The organism is Pseudomonas sp. 7P_10.2_Bac1, assembly GCF_025465935.1.
Classification (GTDB): Bacteria; Pseudomonadota; Gammaproteobacteria; order Pseudomonadales; family Pseudomonadaceae; genus Aquipseudomonas.
Window position 1 is genome coordinate 1 of sequence record NZ_JANLNV010000091.1, and the last position, 26,005, is coordinate 26,005.

Genomic DNA, 26,005 nt, shown 5'->3' on the forward strand with positions numbered 1-26,005 from the left:
GCCGGCTTTTTTTTTTTATATTAACACCCCCCCCCCCCCCCCCCGCTCCTACAAATACCCTTCGGCGCCCCGGATCAAGACCAAAAACCACGCAGCTCTTTATTTGCTGGAAATGCCGAGCAACGAAGGCTGCGATCTTTTTTAAATCAAAAGATCGCGAGGCAAGCTCGCTCCTACAGTTGAGGGCGGGGGGCTTATTTCTTTTTGGCAGGGGCCTTGGCTTTGACGCTGCGCTGGCGCTGGGCTTCAAACAGGCAAACACCCGTCGCCACCGAGACGTTCAGGCTGCTAACACTGCCAGACATCGGCAGGCGCACCAGATAATCGCAGTGCTCGCGAGTCAGGCGGCGCATGCCTTTACCTTCAGCACCCATGATCATGATGATCGGGCCGGTCAGGTCTTGGTCGTACAGTTCTTGCTCGGCTTCGCCCGCCGTACCGACAATCCACAAACCGCGCTGCTGAAGCTTTTTCAGGGTCGCGGCCAGGTTGGTCACGGCCACCAATGGAATCACTTCCGCTGCGCCACAGGCTACTTTTCGTACAGTCGGAGTCAGCGTTGCCGACTTGTCCTTGGGCACAATAACGGCCAGAGCGCCCGCCGCATCAGCGGTACGCAGGCAAGCACCCAGGTTGTGCGGGTCAGTCACGCCGTCCAGCACCAGAATCAGCGGAGCACCTTCGGTGCGGTCCAGCAATTCATTGAGCATGGCCTCGCCCCACACCTGGCTCGGGCTGACGTCAGCCACAACACCTTGGTGTACGCCTTCAACCCAGGCGTCCATTTCGCGACGCTCAGCCTGGCCGACATCGACCCGGTTCTCAGCAGCCAGCGCGACCAGGGTCTGGACGCGAGGATCGTTGCGGCTTTCAGCCAACCAGATTTGCTTGACGCGTTTTGGGTGGTGACGAAGCAACGCTTCTACGGCGTGAATACCGTAGATTTTTTCCAACTGACTCATGATTTGGCCTTAGGTTTGCGCGACCCGCCGGTTTTGCTGGCTGGTGCGGCGCCCGATTTTGGCGGGCCTTTACGATGTTTGCTGGGTTTGGAAGGCTTGCCCGTGTCTTTAGCGGGTGCTGCCCTCCCCGACTTTCCCGACTCCGATGTCCGACCGCCGTTTTTCGCGTCGGCCAAGAGCGCCTTTTTCACTTCGCGGCTCTTGCGCACTTCGGCGTTATTGGCCGCCGCGTCGCTGGAACGGTAAGCACCATCAGAGGTTTTCACGGGTTTGGCTGGCGCACTGCGGCGAGCGGGTTTAGCCGCTTCGACCGGAGGCGGCTCAGTGGCCTTGGTCCCGGATTTGCCCGCGTTTTTGCGTACAGGCTTTTCGTCGGTGCGGTTTTTACGACCAATCGGTGCGCTGAGGGTTTTCTCAGCCATTTCGAAGTCGATTTTGCGCTCGTCCAGATCAACCCGCATAACGCGCACTTCAACCGTGTCGCCCAAGCGGAAGCTACGACCGGTGCGTTCGCCCGCCAAGCGGTGATGCACAGGGTCGAAGTGGTAGTAATCGCCCGGCAAAGCCGTCACGTGGACCAGACCTTCGACATAGATGTCGGTCAGTTCCACGAACAGACCAAAGCCGGTCACAGCAGTCACCACACCCGGGAAGGTCTCGCCCACGCGATCTTTCATGAACTCGCACTTGAGCCAGTTGACCACGTCACGGGTCGCTTCATCAGCACGGCGCTCGCTCATGGAACATTGTTCGCCGAGCTGTTCCAGAATCACTTCGTCGTACGGGTAAATGCGCGCTTTCGGGATGGTCATCGCGCCAGCCCGACGAACGTGCGGCGTATCCAGCTTGGAGTGGATAACGCTGCGAATCGCCCGATGGGTGAGCAAGTCCGGGTAGCGACGAATCGGCGACGTGAAGTGGGTATAGGCTTCGTAGTTAAGGCCGAAGTGGCCTTCGTTTTCAGCGCTGTACACCGCCTGGCTCAACGAGCGCAGCATCACGGTCTGGATCAGGTGGTAATCCGGGCGATCCTTGATGTGTTCAAGCAGCGCCTGATAGTCCTTCGGCGAAGGGCCATCCTTGCCTTTGTGCAGGGTCAGACCCAGCTCACCGAGGAACGCGCGGAGTTTTTCCAGACGCTCAGGCGGCGGACCATCGTGCACACGGTACAAAGCCGGAATTTCATGCTTCTTGAGGAACTCGGCCGTGGCCACGTTGGCCGCCAGCATGCATTCTTCGATCAGCTTGTGGGCGTCGTTACGTGTAGTTGGGCGAATTTCAGCAATTTTGCGCTCGGAACCGAAGATGATCCGGGTTTCCTGCGTTTCAAAATCAATCGCGCCACGGGTATGACGGGCGCCCAGCAACACTTTGTACAGCGCGTACAGCTGCTTGAGGTGCGGCACCACATCAGCGTATTCACTGCGCAGTTGCTTGGCGTCGTTGGTCTTCGGATGTTCGAGGATAGTGCTGACCTTGTTGTAGGTCAGACGCGCCTGCGAATGAATCACCGCCTCGTAGAACTGGTAGTCGGTCATTTCGCCGGTCTTGGAGATGGTCATCTCGCACACCATCGCCAAACGGTCGACTTTCGGGTTCAGGGAGCACAGGCCGTTGGACAGTTCCTCAGGCAGCATCGGGATCACGCGCTCGGGGAAGTACACCGAGTTGCCGCGAACCTGGGCTTCGGCATCCAGCGCCGAGCCGATCTTCACATAGCTGGAAACGTCGGCAATCGCCACGTACAACTTCCAGCCACCGCCGAACAGGCGCAGCTTGCCGGGCTTGGCTTCGCAGTACACCGCGTCATCGAAGTCGCGAGCATCTTCGCCGTCAATGGTGACGAACGGCAGATGACGCAGGTCGATGCGCTTCTCTTTATCTTTCTCTTCGACTTCTGGCTTGAGCTTGCCGGCCTCTTTGAGCACCGCCTCTGGCCAGACGTGAGGGATGTCGTAGGTGCGCAGCGCGATGTCGATTTCCATGCCGGGCGCCATGTAGTTGCCCACGACTTCAAGCACATCGCCCTGCGGCTGGAAGCGCGGAGTCGGCCAGTGAGTGATCTTCACCTCAACAAATTGCCCGATCTTCGCACCGGCGTTGCGCCCCGGAGTCACCAGCACTTCTTGCTGGATTTTCGGGTTATCGGCCACGACAAAGCCGATGCCGCCTTCTTCAAAATAACGACCCACGATGGTTTCGTGAGCGCGGGATACCACTTCAACGACCACACCTTCGCGACGGCCACGGCGATCCAGCCCCGACACACGAGCCAGCGCGCGGTCGCCATCGAACACCAGACGCATTTGCGCCGGGCTCAGAAACAGGTCATCGCTGCCGTCATCCGGCACCAGAAAGCCGAAGCCATCGCGGTGACCGCTGATGCGGCCCAGAATAAGGTCAAGCTTGTCGACCGGCGCATAGGTACCGCGACGGGTATAAATGAGTTGAGCATCACGCTCCATCGCACGCAGGCGACGACGCAAGGCTTCAATCTGGTCTTCGGTCGTCAGCCCGAACTCTGCGACCAACTGCTCGCGAGCAGCAGGCGAACCGCGTTCAGCCAGATGCTGAAGAATCAGTTCACGACTTGGGATAGGGTTTTCGTATTTTTCCGCTTCACGTGCGGCCTCGGGATCGAGGGTCTGCCAATCGGCCATTAGATAGTTTTCACCTTGTCTATATGCGGTTAGTTTGGCATACGCGTATTGAAACGGGAAATTTCAGACTCATACGGCGCCGTATTAGCCCGTTCCGGCACACTTTGCTGGCTTTGACCAACCATTCGCGAAATATTTTCAATATTTTTAATCACAACGCTTTACAGGTCAAAGGGCCATCCGTATAGTGCGCGCCATCGACAACGGCGACGTTGCAGATACTGCCCAGATGGTGAAATTGGTAGACACGCCAGCTTCAGGTGCTGGTGGCCGCAAGGCCGTGGAAGTTCGAGTCTTCTTCTGGGCACCAATTTAGAGTTGAAGATTAGTACATTCTTCATCTCACATAAAACCCGCGAAAGCGGGTTTTTTGCATTTCGGAGCCCGCTAAAAAATTTGATTTATAAAATCAAAACAGGGGTTTACAGATCAAACTGCTCTCCGTATAGTGCGCCACATCAACAGCGGCAACGCTGCTGATACTGCCCAGATGGTGAAATTGGTAGACACGCCAGCTTCAGGTGCTGGTGGCCGCAAGGCCGTGGAAGTTCGAGTCTTCTTCTGGGCACCAATTCAAGATTCAAGTGTTTTGACTCAAAACATTTGAAGCCTCACAAAAACCCGCGAAAGCGGGTTTTTGCGTTTCCGGGGTCTGCAAATACCCAACCTCAATGCTCCCAAGCCTTCCCCCTATACGACTATCGCCCCAACCTTCAAGCGTACTTGAGAAACAATATCGTTTATCATTGTTACAAGTTTTGTAGTACCAAAGTGAGGAACCCAGCGAATGATGCTCCGAAATACCCGGCTTGCAAGCGCTCTACTGCGTGGCCTGACGCTCTCCATCCTCGGTCTTGTACTGACCTCTCCCGCCCACGCAGCCGACCCCGTCACTCTGACGCTGTACAACGGCCAGCACAAAGAAGTAGGCGACAACCTGGCCGCCGCCTTTGAAGCCAAGACCGGCATTCACGTGAATGTGCGCAAGGGCAGCAGCAACCAACTGGCCAGCCAGATCATGGAAGAAGGCGACCGCTCCCCGGCTGACGTGTTTTACGCCGAAGAATCGCCGCCACTGAACAACCTTGGCGAGCAAGGCTTTCTGGCCAAGGCCGACGACGCCACTCTGCAAGCGCTGCCCAAGGAATACGTGGCCGCCAACGGCACCTGGATCGGCGTAACGGCGCGCACCCGTGTTGTCGCGTTCAACCCCAAGCTGATCAAGGAAGAAGACCTGCCCAAGTCGGTTCTCGATTTCGCCAACCCCGAGTGGCAAGGCAAAGTCGGCTTCGTTCCTACCAGCGGCGCGTTCCAGGAACAGGCCGTGGCTATCATCAAATTGCACGGGCGCGATGCTGCAGAAGAATGGCTGACCGGGCTGCGCGCCTTCGGCAAGACCTACACCAACAACATGGTGGCGCTCAAAGCCGTAGAAAACGGCGAGGTCGCCACCGTGCTGGTGAACAATTACTACTGGTTCGCCCTGGAAAAAGAAAAAGGCAAGCTGGACTCCAAGCTGCACTACTTCACCGACGGTGATGCCGGCGGCCTGATCACCGTATCCAGCGCGGGTGTACTCAAAGCCAGCAAGCACCCTAAAGAGGCCCAGCAATTGCTCGCCTACATGGCCAGCGAAGAAGGCCAGCGCGTGATCACCAACACCACCGCCGAATACCCGATGCGCAAAGGCATGGTGTCGGAGCGGGGTCTCAAGCCTTTCGATGAGCTGCAAGCTCCGAAAATCACCCCGGCCGACTTGGGCAATGCCGAAGAAGCGCTGGACCTCGAACGCGAAACCGGCCTGCTCTGATGCTAACCGCCGCCCATACCGTGCGCCACGCCCTGACACGCAAACGGCCTTCGATCTGGCTGCTGCTACCGGTCCTGCTGCTGATCGGGCTCAGCCTGCTGCCGTTGCTGTATGTCGCGACCAAAGCCTGGCAAGCCGGCTGGACGCAAGCGCTCAACCTGCTGTGGCGCCCTTACGTGTTCGGCCTGATGCGCAACACGCTGCTGCTGATGGTGGGCGTCACCGTGACCTGCGCACTGGTCGGCCTGTCGCTGGCCTGGCTGCTGGAGCGCAGCAACTTGCCTGGGCGGCGCCTGTGGGGCGTGATTTTGTGTCTGCCGTTTGCCGTCCCGGCGTTCGTTAGCAGCTTCACCTGGGTGTCACTCAGTGCCAGCTTCGAAGGCTTGGGCGGCGCCATTCTGGTGATGAGCCTGTCCAAATACCCGCTGATCTTTCTGCCGGTCGCCGCCACCCTGCGCAACCTTGACCCGGCACTGGAAGAGTCAGCCCGTACCCTGGGGCAGAACCGTTGGGGGGTGTTTTTCAAAATCACCCTGCCATTGCTCTGGCCCTCGCTGTTGGCCGGCTCGCTGTTGATTGCCCTGCACATGCTGGTGGAGTTCGGCGCGCTGTCGATCATCGGCCTGCAAACGTTCACCACGGCGATCTATCAGCAATTTGAACTGGAATTCAGCAACGCCAATGCGGCGATGCTGTCTGCGGTGCTGCTGGTGATGTGCTTGAGCCTGTTGTGGCTGGAATTGAAAGTGCGCGGCAAAGGCCGTCACATTCGTATCGGCCAGGGCGCGGCGCGACATGCCGAGCAAGTACGCCTGGGCAAGTGGGCACCACTGGGGCAAGTGTATTGCCTGTTGCTGGCCGTGATTGGCAGCGGCATTCCACTGGGCATGCTGGCGTACTGGCTGATCAAGGGCAGTTCCGCTGCCTTCCCGGTGGCGGCGATTAGCGAGGCGCTGTTCTCGTCGCTGGCGCTGTCGCTTGGTGGTGCTGCCTTGTGCCTGGTGCTAGCAGTCCCGGTGGGGCTGCTGGTGGTGCGCTATAAAGGCCAACTGGCGATCTGGGCCGAGCGCCTGCCATACCTGCTGCATGCCCTGCCGGGGCTGGTGATTGCGCTGGCGCTGGTGTACTTCTCGCTGCATTACGTGCCGGTGCTGTATCAGACATCGGCGTTGCTGCTGATTGCTTATGCGCTGCTGTTTTTGCCACTGGCGCAGGCACCGATCCGTACGGCGCTGAACAAGGCGGCCCCCCAACTGGAAGAGGCTGCGCGCACCTTGGGCGCCTCGTCGTTCACAGCCTTTTGCCGGGTCACCTTGCCGATCATCTTCCCGGCGCTGGGCGCAGCGTTTGCGCTGGTATTCCTGGACGCCATGAAAGAACTGACCGCCACTTTGCTGCTGAGCCCGACCGGGCTCAACACTCTGGCTACACAAGTGTGGTCGCACACCTCGAACGTCGAGTTTGCGGCAGCGGCGCCTTATGCGGCGCTGTTGATCGTGGTGTCGGGCTTACCGGTGTATTTGTTGACGACGCGGATGTATTTGAGCCGCTGAAACCGCCCTCACCCCAGCCCTCTCCCAGAGGGAGAGGGAGCTTTACCGAGGTGGTTTCGGATTCAACGCCATTGCTTGCAGACCGCACACCATCACCAAGATCCCCCAATCAGTCCCCTCTCCCTCCGGGAGAGGGCTAGGGTGAGGGGCTTTTTCCCACACAATTCGCAACGCCTGCACCAGCTTCGTCCCTTTCATTCGCAGGACCTTTCCTAGAGAATCCTCACCGCCTTGTGGCGCTGGAGCTGCGCGGATAGTCTCGCCGGGTCACTGATTTCAGTGGCCGGTTTTGACAGACTGCGAACAAGGTAATGCCAGCACGCGTTATGGCGGCTGTGTGCGGGGCACTTCCGAGTGCACCGGGCTTGCATACCTTCCCGGTCTGTCACCCGCATGCAGTTGCCACCTTATCCGTATGACAGCGGGCAGTGGCAGCCTCTTTCAGACTGCTCAAGGTATGCGCATATGAACAAACCAGTCCCCGACCCACCCCTAGACACCTTCCACACCAGCGCCCATCGCGGCACGTTGCTGTTCACCACACACCCTGGCATCCCCGCACGAGACGCACTTGAACACGTTTCGCTGCTGCTCAAAGGTGCAGAGTTAAACGCCGATGACATAAGCGCCCACCTTTCAGGCCTTGAAGCCGAGCAGCTGTGGAATGTTATCCACAGCATGGAAATGGCCCGAGCACTGGTGGACTCGCTGCTGACTGATTAATGCACACCATGGATGCGCTTCTGCGTACCCGCCAGCCCTCTTCCAGATGGAGAGTGAGCTTTACCGAGCTATGTTCGGATTCAACGCCATTGCTTGCAGACCGCACACCATCACCAAGATCCCCCAATCAGTCCCCTCTCCCTCCGGGAGAGGGCTAGGGTGAGGGCCTTCTGATTTTAAGCCCTGAACTGCCCCAAACTGGCCTTCAACTGCCCCGCCAGACTGTCCAGCACCTTGCCGCTGGCCGTGGTCTGCGTCACGGCCTCGGCCGCGCGTTCGGCCTGGGCATGGATCACTTCGACCCGCCCGCGCACCGCATGGGCGCCCTGAGCTTGATGCGCTGCCGCCTTGGTCGCATCGTCTATCGCCGTGTGTACCTGCTCCACCGACGCTTGCACGGTCTTCTGAAGCTGCACGCTGCCGCGCAATACCGCTAAACCTTCATCCGCCTGACGCCCCGCCCGCGCAATCGCCGCGACCGCTTCTTTAGCGCCCTGCTGCAAGGCCACGATGTGCGCCTGAATATCGCCGGTAGAGCTTTGTGTTTTGCTCGCCAACGCACGGACTTCATCGGCCACTACCGCAAAGCCACGCCCCGTTTCACCCGCCCGCGCTGCCTCAATGGCAGCATTCAACGCCAGCAGGTTGGTCTGCTCGGCAATGCCATGGATCACCGTCAACACCACTTCAATCTGCTGGCTTTGCTGCGCCAGCCGCTCGATGACTTTCGCGCCCTCGCCCACTTGCCCAGCCAACGCCTCAATCAGACCACCCACCTGCGCCGAGGTCCGAGTGTTTTCATCCGTGGCCTGACGAATATCCACCACCTGTTTGAGCGCCGCCTGCATCGCCTGGCTTTCAGACTGCGCCGCATCGGCCATGGTCGATAGCGCTTCAAGGCTTTGCGCCACCTCATCGCGCTGCAACTGCGCCGCTGCATCCGCCCCGGCATTGCGCAGGGTCATCACGCCTATCTCAACCCCCGTTCGCTGCGCCACATCCCCCGCCTCGCGCACGATGGGCTGCAATTTGTCGACAAAGCGGTTGACCGCCGACGCCATGTCGCCAATCTCGTCTTTGCTGTTCAGACCTACACGCTTGGTCAGGTCACCCTCGCCCGCCGCCAAGTCATTCAAGGCCGCGTTGAGCAGGAGCAATTTGCTCACCACACGCCGCCCCAGCACGACCGCCAGTAACAGCAAAACGCCAAGCCCGACCAGCGCCAGGCTCAAGCCAATTCGCCAGCGCAAGGCGTCCGCCGCTTCGCGCACGGTTTGTGCGGTATTGCCCTGCATCTGTGCCGCCGCCTTTTGCGCCGACTCCAAACGCGCACTCAAGGCTTTGGAACTGTCGCTGGCCGCGCCTTGCAGGCTTTCGTCGACCAGCTTGTCGCTATTCACAATCAGCGCTGCAAAGCGCTTATCCAGCGCCGCCAGCGACTGCTCGATATTGGCCGTGGAAACACCCATCAAGACCTTGCCGATCTCAACGCCGTTCGGGCTGATCGGCGCTTCGAGGTAATACACCGCCGGATCATTGCGCGCCGCATCGAGCACTTTATCCAGCGCACGGTCGCCCTTGCCCTTCTCCAGCAGCGCCTTGTTGATCGGATTATCTCGGTTGAGGTAGCGCGTCAGATGCTGCCCAGCGGCGTCGTCATACACCACGAATAGCACATTGGGATTGCGCTGAGCACGACGAGCGAAATCTGACAGCGTTGGAACATCATTGTCCCAAATGGCACGCGGCGAGACGGCAGCCAAGAGTTGCGCCATGTCGTTCGCTGAATCTTTGAGGCTCTGTTCAAGCATTTCCCAGAGCTGCATCTGCTCGTCTTTAAGACGCGGCTCAAGCCCGGCTGTGAGGCGTTGGCGAGTACTCACCGACAAGCCCTCAAGGTTGCTCTTGACCTCACGGCCAGCCAACTCCAGTTCCTGGGTCAGATGGTTGCTGTCTGCACTGAGCCCCGCATCCAGATCAGCCTCAAGGGCCGTGACCGTGCTCCGTGTCAGCGCTACAGCCACCAGCACTTGCACCAAAAGAGCGATACCTAGGGTAACGAATACCGGCCGCAACAAACGGCTTTGTAACAATGAGAGTACGGCAGACACAGAAAACCCCTCCACAACCGTGCCATTATTTTGATGGCACTCTTATGGCGTTTTTCAAAGCAAGGGTCGTGCCGTGGGGCGAGGGGTAGCCGAAAACAACAAAGGGCCCCGAAGGGCCCTGTGTTTTACATCGCGACGTGTTACGCGAACGGGTGACGCAGAACGATGGTTTCGTTGCGGTCCGGACCTGTCGAGACGATGTCGATCGGCGCGCCGATCAGTGCTTCTACGCGCTTGATGTAAGCACGGGCGTTTTCTGGCAGCTCTTCCAGGGATTTGGCACCCACGGTCGATTCGGTCCAACCCGGTACGGTTTCGTACACAGGCTCAAGGCCGACGTAGCTGTCAGCGTCGGTCGGCGCCACTTCAACACCGTTGGCGTCTTTGTAGCCGACGCAGATGTTGATGGTTTCTAGACCGTCGAGTACGTCCAGCTTGGTCAGGCAGATGCCCGAGATGCTGTTCACATCGATAGCGCGACGCAGGATAACGGCATCGAACCAGCCGCAACGACGGGCACGACCGGTGGTTGCACCGAACTCGTGACCTTGCTTGGCCAGGTGAGCGCCGACGTCGTCGAACAGCTCAGTCGGGAACGGGCCCGAACCTACGCGGGTGGTGTAAGCCTTGGTGATGCCCAGGATGTAGTCCAGGAACATCGGGCCAACGCCAGAACCAGTCGCAACGCCACCGGCCGTGGTGTTGGAGCTGGTCACGTACGGGTAGGTACCGTGGTCGATGTCCAGCAGCGAACCTTGCGCGCCTTCGAACATGATGTCTTTGCCAGCGCGACGCAGGTCGTGCAGCTCGGCGGTCACGTCCAGCATCAGCGGCTTGAGCAGCTCAGCGTATTCCTTGCACTCGGCCAAGGTCTTGTCGAAGTCGATGGCTGGCTCTTTGTAATAACCGACCAGCATGAAGTTGTGGTAGTCCACCAACTCACGCAGCTTGGCTTCAAAGCGCGGCATGTTCAGCAGATCGCCCACGCGCAGACCGCGACGAGCAACCTTGTCTTCGTAAGCCGGGCCAATCCCGCGACCGGTGGTACCGATCTTCAGCTCGCCACGGGCTTTTTCACGGGCCTGGTCCAGTGCAACGTGGAACGACAGGATCAGCGGGCAGGACGGGCTGATACGCAGGCGCTCACGCACCGGTACGCCTTTCTCTTCCAGCTTGACGATTTCACGCAACAGAGCGTCGGGAGCAACCACCACGCCGTTACCGATCAGGCACTGCACGCCTTCGCGCAGTACGCCCGACGGAATCAGGTGCAGAACGGTTTTTTCGCCGTCGATCACCAAGGTGTGGCCAGCGTTGTGGCCACCTTGGTAGCGCACTACAGCGGCAGCATGTTCGGTCAGCAGATCAACGATCTTGCCTTTGCCCTCATCACCCCACTGGGTGCCCAGGACTACGACATTCTTACCCATAACACTTGTCCTCATTCGCGCAAACTTGGTGCCGGCAACCGCCGGCAGGAAAACTCAAGAAGCCAGCGGCACGACTTGCCACAAGCCGTTCTGCTGAATCAATTGGCGGTCGCAGTCCGCATCACGGGCGGCGGCCAGAAGCTGGCCAGGCAATGCCTGAACCACACGCTGACCTTCACTGCGAAGCTGACAGACCTGCTGCCAGAGTGCCGCATCTGTGCTGTCAGGCATCCAGATACCGCCAGACGGTAACTCGACTTCAGCACGCCCCAGGGTCACCAGGGTTTTCAAATCGGTCGAAAATCCGGTCGCCGGGCGGGCACGCCCAAATACAGCACCGATATCGTCGTAACGACCGCCCTGGGCGATGGAATCCCCAACACCCGGAACAAACACCGCAAACACCACACCTGTGTGGTAGTGATACCCACGCAACTCACCCAGGTCAAAATACAGCGGCAACTGCGGGAAACGCACAGACAACCGCTCGGCAATCGCCAGCAGGTCGTCCAGAGCCGCCATGACCTGAGCCGGAGCCTTGGCCAGACGCTCACGTGCAGCAACCAGCACTTCACGGCCGCCACACAACCCCACCAAAGCCTGGAGCATGTCGGCCAATTCAGCCGGCAAACCTTCGGTCAAGGCTGTTACTTCATCGATCGCCTTGCGTTGCAGGGCGTCGAACAATTGTTGTTCCACTTCCACCGACAGGTTGGCCGCACGGGCCAGCCCACGGTAAATACCTACATGCCCCAGGTCCATGTGCACGTCCGGCACATCGGCCAGTTGCAGCATCGCCAGCATCAGGCTGATCACTTCTACGTCGCTGCTCGGGCTGGCATCGCCATACAACTCGGCGCCCAACTGGATCGGGCTGCGCGAGGACGACAACGCACGCGGCTGAGCATGCAGCACGCTACCGGCGTAGCACAGACGGCTTGGGCCTTCATGACGCAAGGTATGCGCATCGATGCGCGCCACTTGCGGCGTGATGTCGGCACGAAAACCCATCTGGCGACCCGTCTTGGGGTCAATAACCTTAAAGGTCCGCAGGTCGAGGTCCTGGCCGGCCCCTGTCAGCAGGGACTCCAGGTATTCGATATGCGGGGTGACGACGAACTCATAGCCCCAGCTCTGGAACAGATCCAACACCTGACGCCGCGCAACTTCGATGCGGGCCGCTTCAGGTGGAAGTACTTCTTCGATGCCATCTGGCAGAAGCCAGCGGTCTACCGTTGCCATTACGCCATTCCCCTATGATCCGGGTGGCCAGCCAGCAGGCAAGCCTTGAGTAAAGCAGAACGTGGCTGCGTCTTTAGCGCGCACAGCAAAAAAGCCTGAATGACAGGCTCAGCACATTCCTCGAAAAATCTACCGACGCTGTCACAGCCATTCGGTCAATCAAACATGCAGACGCAAAAAAGCCGGGAATTTCCCGGCTGCCGCATCATACACACGTTTTCTAAAAGGATCACCCCGCGAGGCAATTTGCCCGCCCGGCGGAGCGCATGTAGAGGATGCTTTTTTGCTACAGGAGCGAGCTTTCAAGATCAAAAGATCGCGAGGCAAGCTCGCTCCTGCAGGTTTACTGCGCCTTGGACTTGTCCAGGTAGCGGAAGAACTCGCTGCTTGGGTCCAGAACCAATACATCGCTCTTGTTCGCAAAGCTTTCGCGATAAGCGCGCAGGCTGCGATAGAACTTGTAGAACTCCTGATCCTGACCGTAAGCCTTGGAGTAAATCGCCGCTGCCTGGGCATCGCCATCACCGCGCGCTTCTTCAGACTGGCGATAAGCCTCGGCCAAAAGAACACGACGTTGACGGTCGGCGTCAGCACGAATGCCTTCTGCCAGCTCGTTACCCTTGGCCCGGTGCTCGCGTGCTTCACGCTCACGCTCGGTGCTCATACGTTCGAACACGCTGCGGTTGACTTCCTTGGGCAGGTCAATGGCCTTGACGCGAACGTCGAGCACTTCAATGCCCAGCTCTTTCTCGGCCATTTTGTTCAGCGATGCGGTGATGTCAGCCATCAGTGCATCACGCTCACCCGACACCACTTCGTGCAGGGTGCGCTTACCGAACTGGTCACGCAGGCCCGATTCCAGACGACGCGACAACCGCTCGTCAGCAATCTGCTTCATACCCGAGGTCGCGGTATAGAAGCGCTCGGCATCTTTCACACGCCACTTGGCGAAGGCATCCACCATCACGGCTTTCTTTTCCAGCGTCAGGAAACGCTGTGTCGGCGCGTCCAGCGTCATCAGGCGGGCGTCGAACTTGCGCACCTGGTTGACGTAAGGAATCTTCACGTGCAGGCCCGGCTGAACATCCGCCTGAACCACACGGCCGAAGCGCAACAGCACTGCACGCTCGGTTTGCGAGACGATGTAGAAGCTGTTCCAGGCAACGATCGCCACGACAACGGCAACAATAAGGGCGATCAGCGATTTATTGCTCATCAGCGACTCTCCCTGGTACGCGGTGGTGTCGGCAGATCAGTGTTGATATGCGGCATCGCATCAGAACTGCTTGCCGAAGCTGCCGAACCCGTTGCCGGGGTACTGCCAGTACGGCCTTCAATCATTTTGTCCAACGGCAAGTACAGCAGGTTGCTCTGGCCGTTCTTGTTGCCGGTCACGAGTACTTTGCTGGTGTTGCTGAAGACGTCCTGCATGGTGTCCAGATACAGACGGTCACGGGTCACGTCTGGGTTCTTGCGGTACTCGGCCACCAGCTTGGTAAAGCGATCCGCTTCACCCTTGGCGCGAGAAACCACTTCATCCCGATAACCGTTGGCATCTTCGATGATGCGCTGAGCCTGACCACGAGCTTCCGGTACAACGCCATTGGCGTAGCCTTCAGCCTGGTTGCGGGCACGCTGCTCGTCTTCACGGGCACGGATCACGTCGTCAAAGGCCTCTTGCACTTCACGCGGGGCAGCCGCGTTCTGTACGTTGACCTGAGTTACGGTGATACCGGTTTTGTAGGTATCGAGGAAACGCTGCAGGCGCTCCTTGATCTCTACCGCCATTTGTTCACGACCATCGGTCAGCACCTGGTCCATCGACGTGGAACCCACGACGTGACGCAAGGCACTGTCTGTGGCTTGCTGCAGGCTGACTTCCGGTTGATCAACGTTCAGCACGAAATCGCGCAGGTTGCTGATCTTGTACTGCACGGTCAACGGCACTTCGACGATGTTTTCGTCTTCAGTGAGCATCTGGCCCTGCTTGGTGTACGCACGCTCACGCGTCACGTTTTCCATGTACTTTTTATCGAACGGCGGCAAGTAGATGTTCAGACCCGGCCCCACCGTGTCGTAGTACTTGCCCAGGCGCAGCACCACGGCTTGCTCCTGTTCGTCGACAACATAGACCGCGCTGTACAGCCAGATGGCTGCCATAACGACCAATACCAGGCCGAGCACACCGAAGCCGGCGCTCTTACCGCCAGAGCCACCTTCGTTGCCACCGCCACCGGTACGTTTTTTTCCACCACCGAACAACCCATTCAGGCTTTCCTGCAGCTTTCGGAAGGCCTCGTCGAGATCCGGTGGTCCCTTGCGGTCGCCATTTTTAGGGCGTTTGCTACCCCAGGGATCTTGATTGTTCGAGTTGCCACCCGGCTCATTCCAAGCCATAGCGCTCTCCATCTGATAAAGCAAAGACGCGCCCACGGCGCGCCGACCAATGCTACAGAATGCCTACCACAGCGGCACGACCGCTTTGAGAGGCTTTTATTGCAAAGTGTGTTCTTCGATGAATTCCAGCGGCTGCATCCCTTCACGGCTGACCAAGCGATTGAGCTCGGAACGCGGCAGGCGTACGTCCAACAGACTGGAGCCCTCTTCGTCATGCGCTTCTTTTTGCACAACCCCCAGTTCGAAGAACTGTGCACGCAGTCGAGCAAAACGTTGCGGCAAGCGCAAGGTGCCAACGAACAAATCACTGCCCAGCAACTCGGCAATGGCCTGCTCCAGCAACTCCAGGCCTTGGCCTTCACGGGCCGACAACCAGACCCGTTGCGGTTTGCCATCGGCATCACGCTGGATCTGCGGCTCTACACCCTCAAGCAAATCGATTTTGTTGTAGACCTCAAGGATCGGCAAGTCCTGCGCGCCAATCTCGTTGAGTACCACCATCACCTGTTCGATCTGCTGCATGCGCTCAGGCTCATGCGCGTCAATCACATGCAGCAACAAATCCGAATTGCTCGATTCTTCGAGCGTAGACCGGAATGCTTCAACAAGCTTGTGCGGAAGGTGACGAATAAAGCCCACCGTGTCGGCCAGTACAATCGGCCCCAGGTCGTCCAGATCAACACGGCGCAAGGTCGGATCGAGTGTGGCGAACAACTGATCTGCGGCAAACACCTCAGACTGGGTGACTGCATTGAACAGCGTGGACTTGCCGGCGTTGGTATACCCCACCAGCGACACCGTAGGAATATCGGCGCGTTGGCGCCCTCTGCGGGACTGTTCACGCTGGCTGCGGACTTTTTTCAGGCGGGACTTGATCTGACTGATGCGGATACGCAACAGACGGCGGTCGGTCTCGAGCTGGGTTTCACCCGGCCCACGCATCCCGATACCGCCCCCTTGACGCTCAAGGTGAGTCCAGCCACGCACAAGACGCGTGCTCATGTGATCAAGCTGGGCCAGTTCGACCTGCAGCTTGCCCTCATGGGTACGGGCGCGTTGAGCGAAGATGTCGAGAATCAGCCCGGTACGGTCAAGCACGCGACACTCGAACACGCGCTCCAGGTTACGCTCCTGACTGGGCGTAAGGACGTGATTGAAAATCACGATATCGACCTTCTCGGCCTTGACCAGGTCGCGTAACTCCTCGACCTTGCCACTGCCAATCAGGTACTTGGCCGATGGCCGATGACGCGGCACGTTAAAAAACGCGACGGTCTCGGCGCCAGCCGATACAGCTAACTCCTGGAACTCCTGCGGATCTTCGTGCGCCTCAGGGTCCTGAACTTCCAAGTGAACGAGAATAGCCCGCTCACCACCTCCGTGGCGCTCAAAGAACAAAGGAGACTCCTATCAAGCGTTACCTGGTTCAGCGTCTGCCAGATCAGATTCGCTAGCGCTAGGCAGACGAATAGGACGTACTGGTACGACTGTCGAGATAGCGTGTTTGTAAACCATTTGGCTCACGGTGTTTTTCAGCAGGATGACGAACTGGTCGAAAGACTCGATGGTCCCCTGCAGCTTGATCCCGTTGACCAGGTAGATGGAAACGCCAACCTTCTCTTTACGCAAAGTATTCAAGTAAGGGTCTTGTAGCGAATGCCCTTTTGACATGTGCCGCACTCCTGTAAGGATAAAAAATAGAAACAAAAATTAGATGGCTGTGTCGCCATACCCATAGGATAGACGGCAATTTCCGGGACTCAGCTCAATATGGAGACCGATTCCAAGTATTTCAAGGCTCGTGGCAGATTGTCACAGTCCAGGCTGTCCAGCCAATGTAGATCATCCCAACTGCGCAACCAGGTGAACTGACGCTTGGCCAATTGGCGCGTAGCAATGATGCCGCGCTCCTGCATCTCGGTTGCCGTCAGCTTGCCGTCCAGATAATCCCAGACTTGGCGATAGCCCACTGCACGTATAGACGGCAACCCGGCATGCAGGTCACTTCTATCTCGCAGGGCTAAGACCTCGTCAATGAACCCCTGTTCCAGCATTTGCACGAATCTTTGCGCGATTCTTTCATGCAGCACCTGCCGGTTCGCCGGAGCGATGGCCAGTTGGGCGACAGTATAGGGCAATTGCCCGCCACCAGAAGCTGCTGCTTTAGTAGATTCTTCAGATTGTTTATGACGATGTGCGGTCATGCTCAAACCACTGACCCGATAAACCTCTAAAGCACGTGTCAGACGCTGCGGATCGTTGGGATGAATGCGCGCCGCAGACTCAGGATCAACCGCCGCCAACTGGTCATGCAGTGCCTGCCAACCGAGGCGCTGGGCCTCTTCTTCGAGCTGCGCACGCACCTGTGGATCAGCGGCCGGCATGTCGGCCAGCCCTTCTAGCAGCGCCTTGTAATAGAGCATGGTGCCGCCCACCAGCAGCGGAATCTTGCCCCGCGCGGTGATGTCCGCCATGACCGCGAGCGCATCACGGCGAAAATCGGCCGCAGAATAGCTCTCGGCCGGGTCAATGATGTCGATCAACTGGTGCGGATGCGCCGCCAGAACTTCTTTGGACGGTTTGGCCGTGCCGATGTCCATGCCGCGATAGACCAGCGCCGAATCGACACTGACCAGCTCGCATGGCAGTACCTTGCTCAGCTCAATCGCCAGGTCAGTCTTGCCAGCCGCCGTGGGGCCCATCAAAAAAATGGCCGGGGGTAAAACCTTGGAGCCTGTCATCAGCGACCGCGCAAAAAGAGTTTGTCCAAGTCGTCCAGGCCCATTTGGGTCCAGGTGGGACGACCATGATTGCACTGACCACTGCGCTCGGTATTTTCCATGTCACGCAACAAGCCGTTCATTTCCGGTATCGCCAAACGGCGATTAGCGCGGATCGCGCCGTGGCACGCCATGGTGCCTAGCAATTCGTTGAGGTGCGCCTGTATCCGGTCACTGGTGCCGTATTCCATCAGGTCCGCCAACACGTCATGCACCAGCCGCTGCGCCTCGGCTTGCTTGAGCAGGGCCGGGATCTGGCGAATGGCCAGAGACTCCGGGCCCAGACGTTGTAATTCGAACCCCAGGCGGCGGAACCAGTCGCCGTGTTCTTCGGCGCAATCGGCTTCACGCTGGCTGACCGCAATCGATTCCGGCACCAGCAGCGGCTGGCCACTCAGGCCTTCGCTGGCCATGGCGATCTTGAGGCGTTCGTACATGATCCGCTCGTGGGCCGCGTGCATGTCCACCAGCACCAGCCCATGGGCGTTTTCAGAGAGGATATAAATGCCCTTGAGCTGCGCCAGGGCAAAGCCCAGCGGCGGAATATCACCCTGGCCTTCGGGCATCGGCGCTGCCGAGGCCTCGGGCAGAGGCGCGAAAAACTCGCGGTAGGCATTTTTCGCTTCAGCGGTCGACACCGATGGCGTTGCCGCCGGTGGACGGTAGTACGACTGATAACCCGCCCCTGCGCCCGAACCGGGCACGTGCGCAACCGGCGCCGCTTGAGGCGGCTCGAGCAGATGCGCGGCAAGGCGCATTTCGCCTTGTGGGCCGAATTCACCGGCCTCAAGCCCGGTAGGCCGCTCAGCCCCCGGCACCGGCGCAGGTGCTGCCAACTGATCTTCGGGGCGCACATCACCCAAGGCGCGGTGCAACGTGCCGTACAAAAAGTCATGCACCATGCGCCCGTCACGGAAGCGCACTTCGTGTTTGGTCGGGTGAACGTTCACGTCGACCACCGAGGGGTCGACTTCAAAAAACAGCACAAAGGTCGGATGCCGACCATTGAACAACACATCGCGATAGGCCTGGCGCACCGCGTGCGCCACCAGCTTGTCGCGTACCGCACGGCCATTCACATAGAAGTACTGCAAGTCGGCCTGGCTGCGGGAAAAGGTCGGCAAGCCCACCCAGCCCCATAAATGCAGACCATTGCGCTCCACTTCAATGGGCAGCGCCTGCTCAAGAAACGCCGGGCCGCACACCGCCGCCACACGCCTGGCGCGGGCTGTGGCATCGCGGGCTTCGTGCAGATTGAGAATGCTTTTACCGTTGTGACGCAAGTTGAACGCCACATCAAAACGCGCCAAGGCCAAACGTTTGATCACTTCTTGCAAGTGATCAAACTCGGTTTTTTCGGTCTTGAGAAATTTGCGCCGCGCCGGGGTGTTGAAAAACAGGTCGCGTACTTCCACCGAGGTACCGACCGGGTGCGCCGCTGGCTGAACCCGCGGGGCCATGTCGCGACCTTCGGTTTCGACCTGCCACGCCTGATCGGCACCCCGGGTGCGCGAAGTCAGGGTCAAGCGGGCTACCGAACTGATCGATGCCAGCGCTTCACCGCGAAACCCCAGGCTCATCACCCGCTCGAGGTCTTCAAGGTCGCGAATCTTGCTGGTGGCATGGCGCGCCAGCGCCAGCGGCAAGTCGTCACTGGAAATACCGCTGCCATCGTCACGTACCCGCAGCAGCTTGATCCCGGCCTGCTCGACGTCCACATCAATGCGTTTGGCGCCCGAATCGAGGCTGTTTTCCAGCAACTCCTTGATCACCGAGGCCGGGCGCTCAACCACTTCACCCGCGGCAATCTGGTTCGCCAGGCGCGGGCTGAGCAGTTCAATGCGTGCGCTGCTCATGACCTCATCACTCATTGCTTGGTCACCAGCTCAGTCGCCGGAATGCTCAGGTTTTGGCCCACTTTCAATTCATCACTTTTCAAACCGTTGCTGGAGCGCAGGGTTGCCACGCCCACTTGGTAGCGCACGGCAATCATTGCCAGGGTTTCACCAGGACGAACCGTGTGCTCGCGGGAGCCCTGGGCGATTTTGCCGGTGTCACGCAGCCAGGCAATGTAAGTGCCCGGTGGCGGGTTTTGCTGGAAGAACTGACGCACGCCGCTGCTGATCGACCGCGCCAGCGCTTGCTGGTGGCTGGCCGACGACAGCTTCGAGGCTTCGTTGGCGTTCGAGATAAACCCGGTTTCGACGAGGATCGAAGGGATATCCGGCGACTTGAGCACCATGAATCCGGCCTGTTCCACACGCTGCTTGTGCAGCGGCGTGACCCGACCAATGTTGCTCAACACCTTCTGCCCCACATTGAGGCTGGAGGTCAACGAGGCGGTCATCGACAGGTCGAGCAACACGCCGGCGAGCATTTTGTCTTTGTCATCGAGGCTCACGTTACCCGCGCCGCCGATCAAGTCAGAGCGGTTTTCACTGTCTGCCAACCAACGCGCCGTCTCCGACGTGGCCCCGCGTTCAGACAAGGCAAACACCGACGCACCAAACGCCGCCTTGGACGGCGCAGCGTCAGCGTGAATAGAGACAAACAGGTCAGCGCCCTTCTTGCGGGCGATTTCGGTGCGGCCACGCAGCGGGATGAAATAGTCGCCGGTGCGGGTCAGCTCAGCCCGGAAGCCGCGCATCCCGTTGATTTGGCGCTGCAACTCTTTGGCAATCGCCAGCACCACGTTCTTCTCGTGCTGGCCCGCAGAACCTGAGGCTCCCGGGTCTTCACCGCCGTGACCGGGGTCGATTACCACGACAATTTCGCGCTTGCCACTCGGCACGGGCGGCAGTTTGATATCAGGCTGGGCTGGCGTGACCGGCACCGGAACCGGCACAGCGGGAGCCTTGGCCACGGTGGTCGCTGGCAAACTCGGGGTAAGGTCTGCGCCCTGATCGAACAAGTCGACCACCAGGCGGTTGCCGTACTGGGCATTGGGCGCCAGTACAAAGCTTTTGGGAGTCACCGCTTTTTTCAGGTCGATGACCACCCGCAAATCGGTCGGTGTGCGCTGGGCTGAACGCAAGCTGGTGATCGGCGTGTTGGCCGTCGCCACGTTCAAGGGCCCGCCCAGGGTTGCGCCGTTGATGTCAATCACCAGTCGGTCAGGCGCCGTCAACGTGAACACGCTGTGTTGTACCGGGCCGGTCAGGTCAAACACCAGCCGCGTGTTGTCCGGGGCACGCCATAAGCGCACACTTTTTACCTGAGTGGCCGCCATGGCATTCACCGCCATGACACTCAGCAACACACCCACGACACTCACTAACGCGCGAAAGCGCATACCAAACCCCATCATTATTTGTATTCCAGCGCCACTGCGGCACACCAAGACTCGCCACGCGCGCCTTGGGGCGACAACGTCAGCCAGCGCCCGGTGTTATGCGGCCTAATGGTAATGGTCAGGTCGGGCTTTGGCAAAAAGCCCGCACCTTGCTGGGGCCATTCGATCAAGCATAGGGCGTCCTCGTCGAAATAGTCGCGAATCCCCATGTACTCCAGCTCTTCCGGGTCAACCAGGCGATACAAATCGAAATGGAATGCCTTGATCGCACCAATCTCATAGGGCTCGACTAATGTAAATGTAGGACTTTTTACAGCCCCCGTATGCCCGAGACCGCGAATAATGCCGCGTGACAGGGTGGTTTTACCCGCCCCCAAGTCCCCTTCCAGAAAAATCAGGCCATGCCCCTGGGTGATACGCGCCAATTGCCCGCCAAAAGCGACCATGGCGTCTTCATCCGCCAGATGCAGTGTTAATTCAGACACGGTGCTTGCTCCTCCAACAACTGACGAATGGCTGGAATCAAATCACTGGCCGCCAGCCCACGGCCCAATTGCCCCTGTTGCTCTCCTGCACGGGCATGCAGCCACACCGCCAGGCACGCCGCATCGAATGCGCTCATGCCTTGCGCCAACAACGCGCCGACTACCCCGGCCAACACATCGCCCAAGCCCGCGGTCGCCATGGCTGGATGGCCATGGGTGCACAGTGCCAACTCGCCCTGCAGCCCTGCGATCAAAGTGCCCGCGCCTTTAAGAACGCACACCACTGAGTATTTTTTAACCAGCGCACGTGCAGCCGCCGGGCGATCCGCCTGCACTTGCGCGGTACTCACGCCCAGCAAACGCGCGGCTTCACCGGGGTGCGGGGTGAGCACTGCGCCTGCCGGCGCAGTAAAGCCTGCGTTGGACAACAGATTCAGCGCATCGGCGTCCCAGACTTGCGGCATTTTTGCCTGGGCCGCCGCCGACAGCAGGCTGCGCCCCCAGGCCGCCTGCCCCAAGCCTGGCCCAACCACGACCACAGACGCTTGATCCAGCGCACCCATCAGTTGATTAGCCGACGACACACCCAAGGCCATCACCTCCGGCAAGCGGGTCAAGGCCACCGGCACATGCTCAGGGCGGGTCGCCAGTGACACCAGGCCCGCTCCACAGCGCAAGGCGCTCTGCGCACTGAGCGTTATGGAGCCGCCAAATCCCCGGTCTCCGCCGATCAGCAACACATGCCCGAACTGGCCTTTATGGGCGTCAGATGGGCGCGCAGGCAGTCGCGGCAGCGTGTCCGCCATGAGCGGTTTTGGGTCAGCAAAGGTGTGTTTGGTCTGCGGCATGCGTGTCGGGCTCCGATGTCTGGCAGAATTATACGCATCTCAGCTCTGGTTTCTCTTGCCTCATGCCTGCTATTACCGCCGACCTCCCCGCTCTCGCTCAGTCCATCAAGGAATGGGGCCGCGAGTTGGGCTTTCAACAAGTCGCCATTGCCGGCCTTGACCTGGGAGAACACGAACAGCATCTGGAACGTTGGCTGGCCGCGGGTTATCACGGCGAGATGGATTACATGGGCGCTCACGGCAGCAAACGTTCGCACCCTGAAGAACTGGTGCCCGGTACGTTGCGCGTGGTTTCGCTGCGCATGGACTACTTGCCCGGCGACACACATATGGCGCAAGTATTGGCCCAACCCGAAAAAGCCTACATATCGCGTTACGCATTAGGCCGCGACTACCACAAGCTGGTGCGCAAACGCGTCCAGCAACTGGCTGACCGCATTCAGAAGGATATCGGCCCTTTCGGCTTTCGTGCCTTTGTCGACAGCGCTCCGGTGCTGGAAAAAGCCATCGCGCAAAAAGCCGGGCTGGGCTGGATCGGCAAAAACACTCTGGTGCTCAATCGCAAGGCCGGCAGTTACTTCTTTTTGAGCGAACTGTTTGTGGACCTGCCGCTACCGGTGGACGCCCCGCACGAAACCGAGCATTGCGGACGCTGCAGCGCGTGCCTGGACATTTGCCCGACCAATGCGTTTGTAGGGCCATATGTGCTGGATGCAAGGCGCTGTATTTCTTACCTGACCATTGAGCTGAAAACCGCGATCCCTGAAGAGCTGCGCTCAATGATGGGCAACCGGGTGTTTGGCTGCGACGACTGCCAGATCGTCTGCCCGTGGAACCGCTTTGCCCGCAGCACCAGTGAGGGTGACTTCAAGCCCCGGCATAACCTGGACAACGCCCAGTTGGCCGAACTGTTTATGTGGGACGAAGACACGTTCCTCAGCAGCACCGAAGGCTCGCCCCTGCGTCGGGCCGGTTACGAGCGCTGGCTGCGCAATTTGGCCGTGGGGTTGGGCAATGCACCGTCGACCATTCCGGTGCTGGAGGCGTTGAAAGCGCGGCGTGAATACCCTTCCGAGCTGGTGCAAGAGCATGTGGAATGGGCGCTAAAGCAGCATGCTGAGCGGGCTTCTGTGTAAATCTCTGGCCCTCACCCAGATCGCCCAATCAGCCTTCCCGCTCTGGCGAATTCGCTACTGGCCTATTAATGCTCGTCGTTGTACACAAACTTGGGCATTTCCCAGTTAAAGCGAATAGCCAACAGACGCAGCAACAGGCCGCCGAACAACGTGACGAAAATCGCCTGTTCGTTAGGCATGTTCAGATAGGTACACAGCAGGAAGCACCACGCCGCCGCAAAGGACACGCTGGCATAGAGTTCACGACGGAAGATCAGCGGGATGTCGTTACAGAAGATGTCACGCAGGATGCCACCAAAGACCCCGGTAATGACCCCGCTCACCGACGCCACCAGCATGCCCTGGCCCATTTCCAGGGCGGTCATGCAGCCGATCAAGGTGAACGCCACCAAGCCCAGTGCATCGAGCACTAAAAACAGCGAGCGCAAATGGCGCATCAATGGGGCGATAAAAATCGTCACCAAAGCTGCAAAGGTGGTGAGCACCAGGTATTCCGGGTGTTTGACCCACGTCAGCGGGTAATGCCCCAACAGCACGTCACGCACCGAACCACCGCCCAGCGCAGTGACGCACGCAATCAGCACCACGCCAAACCAGTCCATGCCGCGACGCCCGGCAGACAGCGCGCCGGTCATGGCTTCAGCAGTAATGGCAACTAAATAGAGCATCAGCAACATGGCGGCGATCCTTGCAAGAAGGCGCGCAGTCTACTCACTTGGCGCAAGCACCAAAAGGGGGCAAAAAACACACCCCCTGTAGGAGCGAGCTTGCCTCGCGATCTTTTGATCTTTAAAGCAAACAGCCGTCTTTAGAACTTGATGAAGTGCTCGCGGTAGTGCTTCAACTCGGCAATCGATTCACGAATATCGTCCAGTGCCAGGTGCGCGCCGTTCTTCTTCAGGGTGTCGCGCACCTCGGGCGCCCAGCGGGCCACCAGTTCCTTGAGGGTCGACACGTCGAGATTACGGTAATGGAAGTAGCTTTCGAGGGTTTTCATGTGGGTGTACAGAAAACGCCGGTCCTGGCAGATGCTGTTGCCGCAGATCGGCGATTTGCCTTTGGGTACCCACTTTTCCAGAAACGCGAGTGTCTGTTTTTCCGCTTCAGCCATGCTGATGGTGCTGTCTTTGACCCGCTGGGTCAGGCCACTGGCACCGTGGGTGCGGGTGTTCCATTCGTCCATGCGGGCAAGCACTTCGTCGCTGTGGTGAATGGCGATTACCGGGCCTTCGGCCAGGGTATTGAGATTGCTGTCGGTGACGATGGTGGCCATTTCGATAATGACGTCGTTGTCCGGATCAAGGCCGGTCATTTCCAGGTCGATCCAGATCAGGTTCTGCGCGTTGTTCATAAAGGCCTCCAGAGCTTAGTCGCGCAGTTTAGCTTAGGCGCCCGGCCCACGTGCTAAACTCCCCGGCGTTTTACCCTTCTTATCGTTTTATCAACACGGAACACCCATGGCCAAACGCCAGCTCAACCGTCGCCAAAACTGGCGCATCGAAAAGATCCAGGGCGAGCGCGCTGCCCGCGCCGCCAAACGTGAATCCAGCGCCCTCGAAGCGCTTGAGGGCGGCGATTTGGGCCCTGAGCAACACGGCCTGGTGATCGCGCACTTTGGTGTGCAGGTCGAAGTCGAGGCTCAGGAAGGCGAGTTGAAAGGCCAGACGTTCCGCTGCCACCTGCGCGCCAACCTGCCTGCGCTGGTTACCGGCGACACCGTGGTGTGGCGCGCAGGCAATCAGGGCATCGGGGTTATCGTCGCCCAGCTACCGCGTAAAACCGAACTGTGCCGCCCCGACAACCGCGGCCAGCTCAAGCCGGTAGCCGCCAACGTCGACATGATCGTGATTGTGTTCGCGCCAATGCCCGAGCCTCACGCCAACCTGATCGACCGCTACCTCATCGCCGCCGAGCACGCCGGCATCCGCCCGTTCCTGCTGCTGAACAAGGCTGACTTGATCGATGATCAAAACGCCCCGGCACTCAATGCCTTGCTGGATGTGTATCGTCAGTTGGGCTACCCGGTGCTGGAAGTGTCCGCACACCACGGCGACGGCATGCAGCAGTTAAAAGAGCAACTCAACGGTCGTATCAGTGTGTTTGTGGGGCAGTCGGGCGTAGGTAAATCTTCGTTGGTCAACAGCTTGCTACCTGAGGTCAACCTGCGGGTCGGGCCGCTGTCGGAGCTTTCTGGCCAAGGCACGCACACCACCACCACCGCGCGATTGTTCCACTTCCCGGGCGGCGGCCAGTTGATCGACTCACCGGGTATTCGTGAATTTGGCTTGGGCCATGTGAGCCGCGCCGATGTTGAAGCGGGCTTTATCGAGTTCAACGACCTGATTGGCCGTTGCCGATTCCGCGACTGCAAGCACGATCGCGAGCCGGGCTGCGCGCTGTTGATGGCCCTCGAAGATGGCCGTGTGCAGCAACAGCGCATGAACAGCTATCGCTCGATCATTGCGAGCTTGCCGGAAAGCAGTTACTAAAGATCAAGAGCCCTCACCCTGGCCCTCTCCCGAAGGAGAGGGAACCGATTGGGGGTTCCGGCAGATTTTCTCTGGTCTGAACGCCTG

At 59.2% G+C, this 26,005-nt stretch carries 21 protein-coding genes, 2 tRNA genes and 1 pseudogene; 7 read left to right on the top strand and 17 right to left on the bottom strand.

Annotated features, from left to right (window positions below):
* Positions 1-194: 194 nt before the first annotated feature.
* Together rlmB and rnr are read right to left on the bottom strand one after the other, a co-directional pair.
* Positions 195-962, bottom strand: a complete 768-nt coding sequence (gene rlmB, locus NTD86_RS22545; RefSeq protein ID WP_262205576.1) for a 23S rRNA (guanosine(2251)-2'-O)-methyltransferase RlmB — start codon at positions 960-962, stop codon at positions 195-197.
* Positions 959-3,622 carry a ribonuclease R gene (rnr, locus tag NTD86_RS22550; protein WP_262205577.1) on the bottom strand — a complete coding sequence of 888 codons (2,664 nt, stop codon included), beginning with the start codon at positions 3,620-3,622 and terminating at the stop codon, positions 959-961. The genes rlmB and rnr overlap by 4 nt, the downstream gene beginning before the upstream one ends.
* Before the next feature lie 223 nt (positions 3,623-3,845).
* On the opposite strand from rnr, the gene NTD86_RS22555 reads away from it, so the two are divergent.
* The 5 genes from NTD86_RS22555 (at position 3,846) to NTD86_RS22575 (ending at position 7,708) form a co-directional block, all read left to right on the top strand.
* A tRNA-Leu gene (locus tag NTD86_RS22555) sits at positions 3,846-3,932 on the top strand.
* Between the two features lie 174 nt (positions 3,933-4,106).
* A tRNA-Leu gene (locus NTD86_RS22560) sits at positions 4,107-4,193 on the top strand.
* 216 nt (positions 4,194-4,409) lie between these two features.
* Complete coding sequence (locus NTD86_RS22565; protein WP_262205579.1) at positions 4,410-5,432, top strand: iron ABC transporter substrate-binding protein; 1,023 nt, start codon at positions 4,410-4,412, stop codon at positions 5,430-5,432.
* Positions 5,432-6,985 (top strand): ABC transporter permease, encoded by a 1,554-nt coding sequence (locus NTD86_RS22570; protein ID WP_262205580.1) that lies wholly within the window; start codon positions 5,432-5,434, stop codon positions 6,983-6,985. Before NTD86_RS22565 ends, NTD86_RS22570 begins: the two co-directional genes overlap by 1 nt.
* A 465-nt stretch (positions 6,986-7,450) precedes the next feature.
* Positions 7,451-7,708 (top strand): DUF3077 domain-containing protein, encoded by a 258-nt coding sequence (locus NTD86_RS22575; protein WP_262205581.1) that lies wholly within the window; start codon positions 7,451-7,453, stop codon positions 7,706-7,708.
* 176 nt (positions 7,709-7,884) lie between these two features.
* On the opposite strand, the gene NTD86_RS24410 is transcribed toward NTD86_RS22575, so the two are convergent.
* The 13 genes and pseudogenes from NTD86_RS24410 to NTD86_RS22635 all read right to left on the bottom strand — a co-directional run bounded on the left by NTD86_RS24410 (position 7,885) and on the right by NTD86_RS22635 (position 22,293).
* Positions 7,885-8,769, bottom strand: a complete 885-nt coding sequence (locus NTD86_RS24410; protein ID WP_410017011.1) for a methyl-accepting chemotaxis protein — start codon at positions 8,767-8,769, stop codon at positions 7,885-7,887.
* Between the two features lie 21 nt (positions 8,770-8,790).
* A pseudogene (locus tag NTD86_RS24415) lies at positions 8,791-9,534 on the bottom strand (methyl-accepting chemotaxis protein); the annotation flags it as partial.
* Between the two features lie 425 nt (positions 9,535-9,959).
* Positions 9,960-11,249, bottom strand: coding sequence for an adenylosuccinate synthase (locus tag NTD86_RS22585; protein ID WP_262205585.1), 1,290 nt, complete (start codon positions 11,247-11,249; stop codon positions 9,960-9,962).
* 54 nt (positions 11,250-11,303) lie between these two features.
* Positions 11,304-12,491, bottom strand: coding sequence for an ATP phosphoribosyltransferase regulatory subunit (locus NTD86_RS22590; protein WP_262205586.1), 1,188 nt, complete (start codon positions 12,489-12,491; stop codon positions 11,304-11,306).
* Between the two features lie 343 nt (positions 12,492-12,834).
* Positions 12,835-13,707: a protease modulator HflC gene (hflC, locus tag NTD86_RS22595; protein WP_262205588.1), complete on the bottom strand. Its 873-nt coding sequence runs from the start codon at positions 13,705-13,707 to the stop codon at positions 12,835-12,837.
* Complete coding sequence (gene hflK / locus NTD86_RS22600; protein WP_262205590.1) at positions 13,707-14,888, bottom strand: FtsH protease activity modulator HflK; 1,182 nt, start codon at positions 14,886-14,888, stop codon at positions 13,707-13,709. Before hflK ends, hflC begins: the two co-directional genes overlap by 1 nt.
* A gap of 96 nt (positions 14,889-14,984) precedes the next feature.
* Positions 14,985-16,286, bottom strand: a complete 1,302-nt coding sequence (gene hflX, locus NTD86_RS22605) for a ribosome rescue GTPase HflX (RefSeq protein WP_262205591.1) — start codon at positions 16,284-16,286, stop codon at positions 14,985-14,987.
* 12 nt (positions 16,287-16,298) lie between these two features.
* Positions 16,299-16,559, bottom strand: a complete 261-nt coding sequence (hfq, locus tag NTD86_RS22610) for an RNA chaperone Hfq (RefSeq protein ID WP_048366600.1) — start codon at positions 16,557-16,559, stop codon at positions 16,299-16,301.
* A gap of 89 nt (positions 16,560-16,648) precedes the next feature.
* Positions 16,649-17,629, bottom strand: coding sequence for a tRNA (adenosine(37)-N6)-dimethylallyltransferase MiaA (gene miaA, locus NTD86_RS22615; RefSeq protein WP_262205593.1), 981 nt, complete (start codon positions 17,627-17,629; stop codon positions 16,649-16,651).
* Positions 17,629-19,524, bottom strand: a complete 1,896-nt coding sequence (gene mutL / locus NTD86_RS22620; RefSeq protein WP_262205635.1) for a DNA mismatch repair endonuclease MutL — start codon at positions 19,522-19,524, stop codon at positions 17,629-17,631. Before mutL ends, miaA begins: the two co-directional genes overlap by 1 nt.
* Before the next feature lie 11 nt (positions 19,525-19,535).
* Positions 19,536-20,972, bottom strand: coding sequence for an N-acetylmuramoyl-L-alanine amidase (locus NTD86_RS22625; protein WP_262205637.1), 1,437 nt, complete (start codon positions 20,970-20,972; stop codon positions 19,536-19,538).
* 2 nt (positions 20,973-20,974) lie between these two features.
* Positions 20,975-21,445, bottom strand: coding sequence for a tRNA (adenosine(37)-N6)-threonylcarbamoyltransferase complex ATPase subunit type 1 TsaE (gene tsaE, locus NTD86_RS22630; RefSeq protein ID WP_262205594.1), 471 nt, complete (start codon positions 21,443-21,445; stop codon positions 20,975-20,977).
* Positions 21,433-22,293 carry an NAD(P)H-hydrate dehydratase gene (locus NTD86_RS22635; protein ID WP_262205595.1) on the bottom strand — a complete coding sequence of 287 codons (861 nt, stop codon included), beginning with the start codon at positions 22,291-22,293 and terminating at the stop codon, positions 21,433-21,435. The genes tsaE and NTD86_RS22635 overlap by 13 nt, the downstream gene beginning before the upstream one ends.
* Before the next feature lie 62 nt (positions 22,294-22,355).
* Between NTD86_RS22635 and queG the strand changes: the two genes are divergently transcribed.
* Entirely contained in the window at positions 22,356-23,429 is a 1,074-nt protein-coding gene (gene queG, locus NTD86_RS22640; protein ID WP_262205596.1) for a tRNA epoxyqueuosine(34) reductase QueG, read from the top strand.
* A gap of 65 nt (positions 23,430-23,494) precedes the next feature.
* On the opposite strand, the gene NTD86_RS22645 is transcribed toward queG, so the two are convergent.
* Entirely contained in the window at positions 23,495-24,106 is a 612-nt protein-coding gene (locus NTD86_RS22645) for a trimeric intracellular cation channel family protein (protein ID WP_048366606.1), read from the bottom strand.
* 131 nt (positions 24,107-24,237) lie between these two features.
* The gene (orn, locus tag NTD86_RS22650; RefSeq protein WP_262205597.1) at positions 24,238-24,780 is read right to left on the bottom strand and encodes an oligoribonuclease; all 543 of its coding nucleotides are present in this window, start codon (positions 24,778-24,780) and stop codon (positions 24,238-24,240) included.
* A 106-nt stretch (positions 24,781-24,886) separates the two neighbouring features.
* Between orn and rsgA the strand changes: the two genes are divergently transcribed.
* Positions 24,887-25,918, top strand: coding sequence for a small ribosomal subunit biogenesis GTPase RsgA (gene rsgA, locus NTD86_RS22655; protein WP_262205598.1), 1,032 nt, complete (start codon positions 24,887-24,889; stop codon positions 25,916-25,918).
* The last annotated feature ends 87 nt before the right edge of the window (positions 25,919-26,005 follow it).

Coding starts and splice junctions, on each gene's coding strand:
- rlmB (WP_262205576.1), bottom strand. CDS start 962: ATGAGTCAGTTGGAAAAAATCTACGGTATTCACGCCGTAGAAGCGTTG.
- rnr (WP_262205577.1), bottom strand. CDS start 3,622: ATGGCCGATTGGCAGACCCTCGATCCCGAGGCCGCACGTGAAGCGGAA.
- NTD86_RS22565 (WP_262205579.1), top strand. CDS start 4,410: ATGATGCTCCGAAATACCCGGCTTGCAAGCGCTCTACTGCGTGGCCTG.
- NTD86_RS22570 (WP_262205580.1), top strand. CDS start 5,432: ATGCTAACCGCCGCCCATACCGTGCGCCACGCCCTGACACGCAAACGG.
- NTD86_RS22575 (WP_262205581.1), top strand. CDS start 7,451: ATGAACAAACCAGTCCCCGACCCACCCCTAGACACCTTCCACACCAGC.
- NTD86_RS24410 (WP_410017011.1), bottom strand. CDS start 8,769: ATGGCGTCGGCGGTCAACCGCTTTGTCGACAAATTGCAGCCCATCGTG.
- NTD86_RS22585 (WP_262205585.1), bottom strand. CDS start 11,249: ATGGGTAAGAATGTCGTAGTCCTGGGCACCCAGTGGGGTGATGAGGGC.
- NTD86_RS22590 (WP_262205586.1), bottom strand. CDS start 12,491: ATGGCAACGGTAGACCGCTGGCTTCTGCCAGATGGCATCGAAGAAGTA.
- hflC (WP_262205588.1), bottom strand. CDS start 13,707: ATGAGCAATAAATCGCTGATCGCCCTTATTGTTGCCGTTGTCGTGGCG.
- hflK (WP_262205590.1), bottom strand. CDS start 14,888: ATGGCTTGGAATGAGCCGGGTGGCAACTCGAACAATCAAGATCCCTGG.
- hfq (WP_048366600.1), bottom strand. CDS start 16,559: ATGTCAAAAGGGCATTCGCTACAAGACCCTTACTTGAATACTTTGCGT.
- miaA (WP_262205593.1), bottom strand. CDS start 17,629: ATGACAGGCTCCAAGGTTTTACCCCCGGCCATTTTTTTGATGGGCCCC.
- mutL (WP_262205635.1), bottom strand. CDS start 19,524: ATGAGCAGCGCACGCATTGAACTGCTCAGCCCGCGCCTGGCGAACCAG.
- NTD86_RS22625 (WP_262205637.1), bottom strand. CDS start 20,972: ATGGGGTTTGGTATGCGCTTTCGCGCGTTAGTGAGTGTCGTGGGTGTG.
- NTD86_RS22635 (WP_262205595.1), bottom strand. CDS start 22,293: ATGCCGCAGACCAAACACACCTTTGCTGACCCAAAACCGCTCATGGCG.
- queG (WP_262205596.1), top strand. CDS start 22,356: ATGCCTGCTATTACCGCCGACCTCCCCGCTCTCGCTCAGTCCATCAAG.
- NTD86_RS22645 (WP_048366606.1), bottom strand. CDS start 24,106: ATGTTGCTGATGCTCTATTTAGTTGCCATTACTGCTGAAGCCATGACC.
- orn (WP_262205597.1), bottom strand. CDS start 24,780: ATGAACAACGCGCAGAACCTGATCTGGATCGACCTGGAAATGACCGGC.
- rsgA (WP_262205598.1), top strand. CDS start 24,887: ATGGCCAAACGCCAGCTCAACCGTCGCCAAAACTGGCGCATCGAAAAG.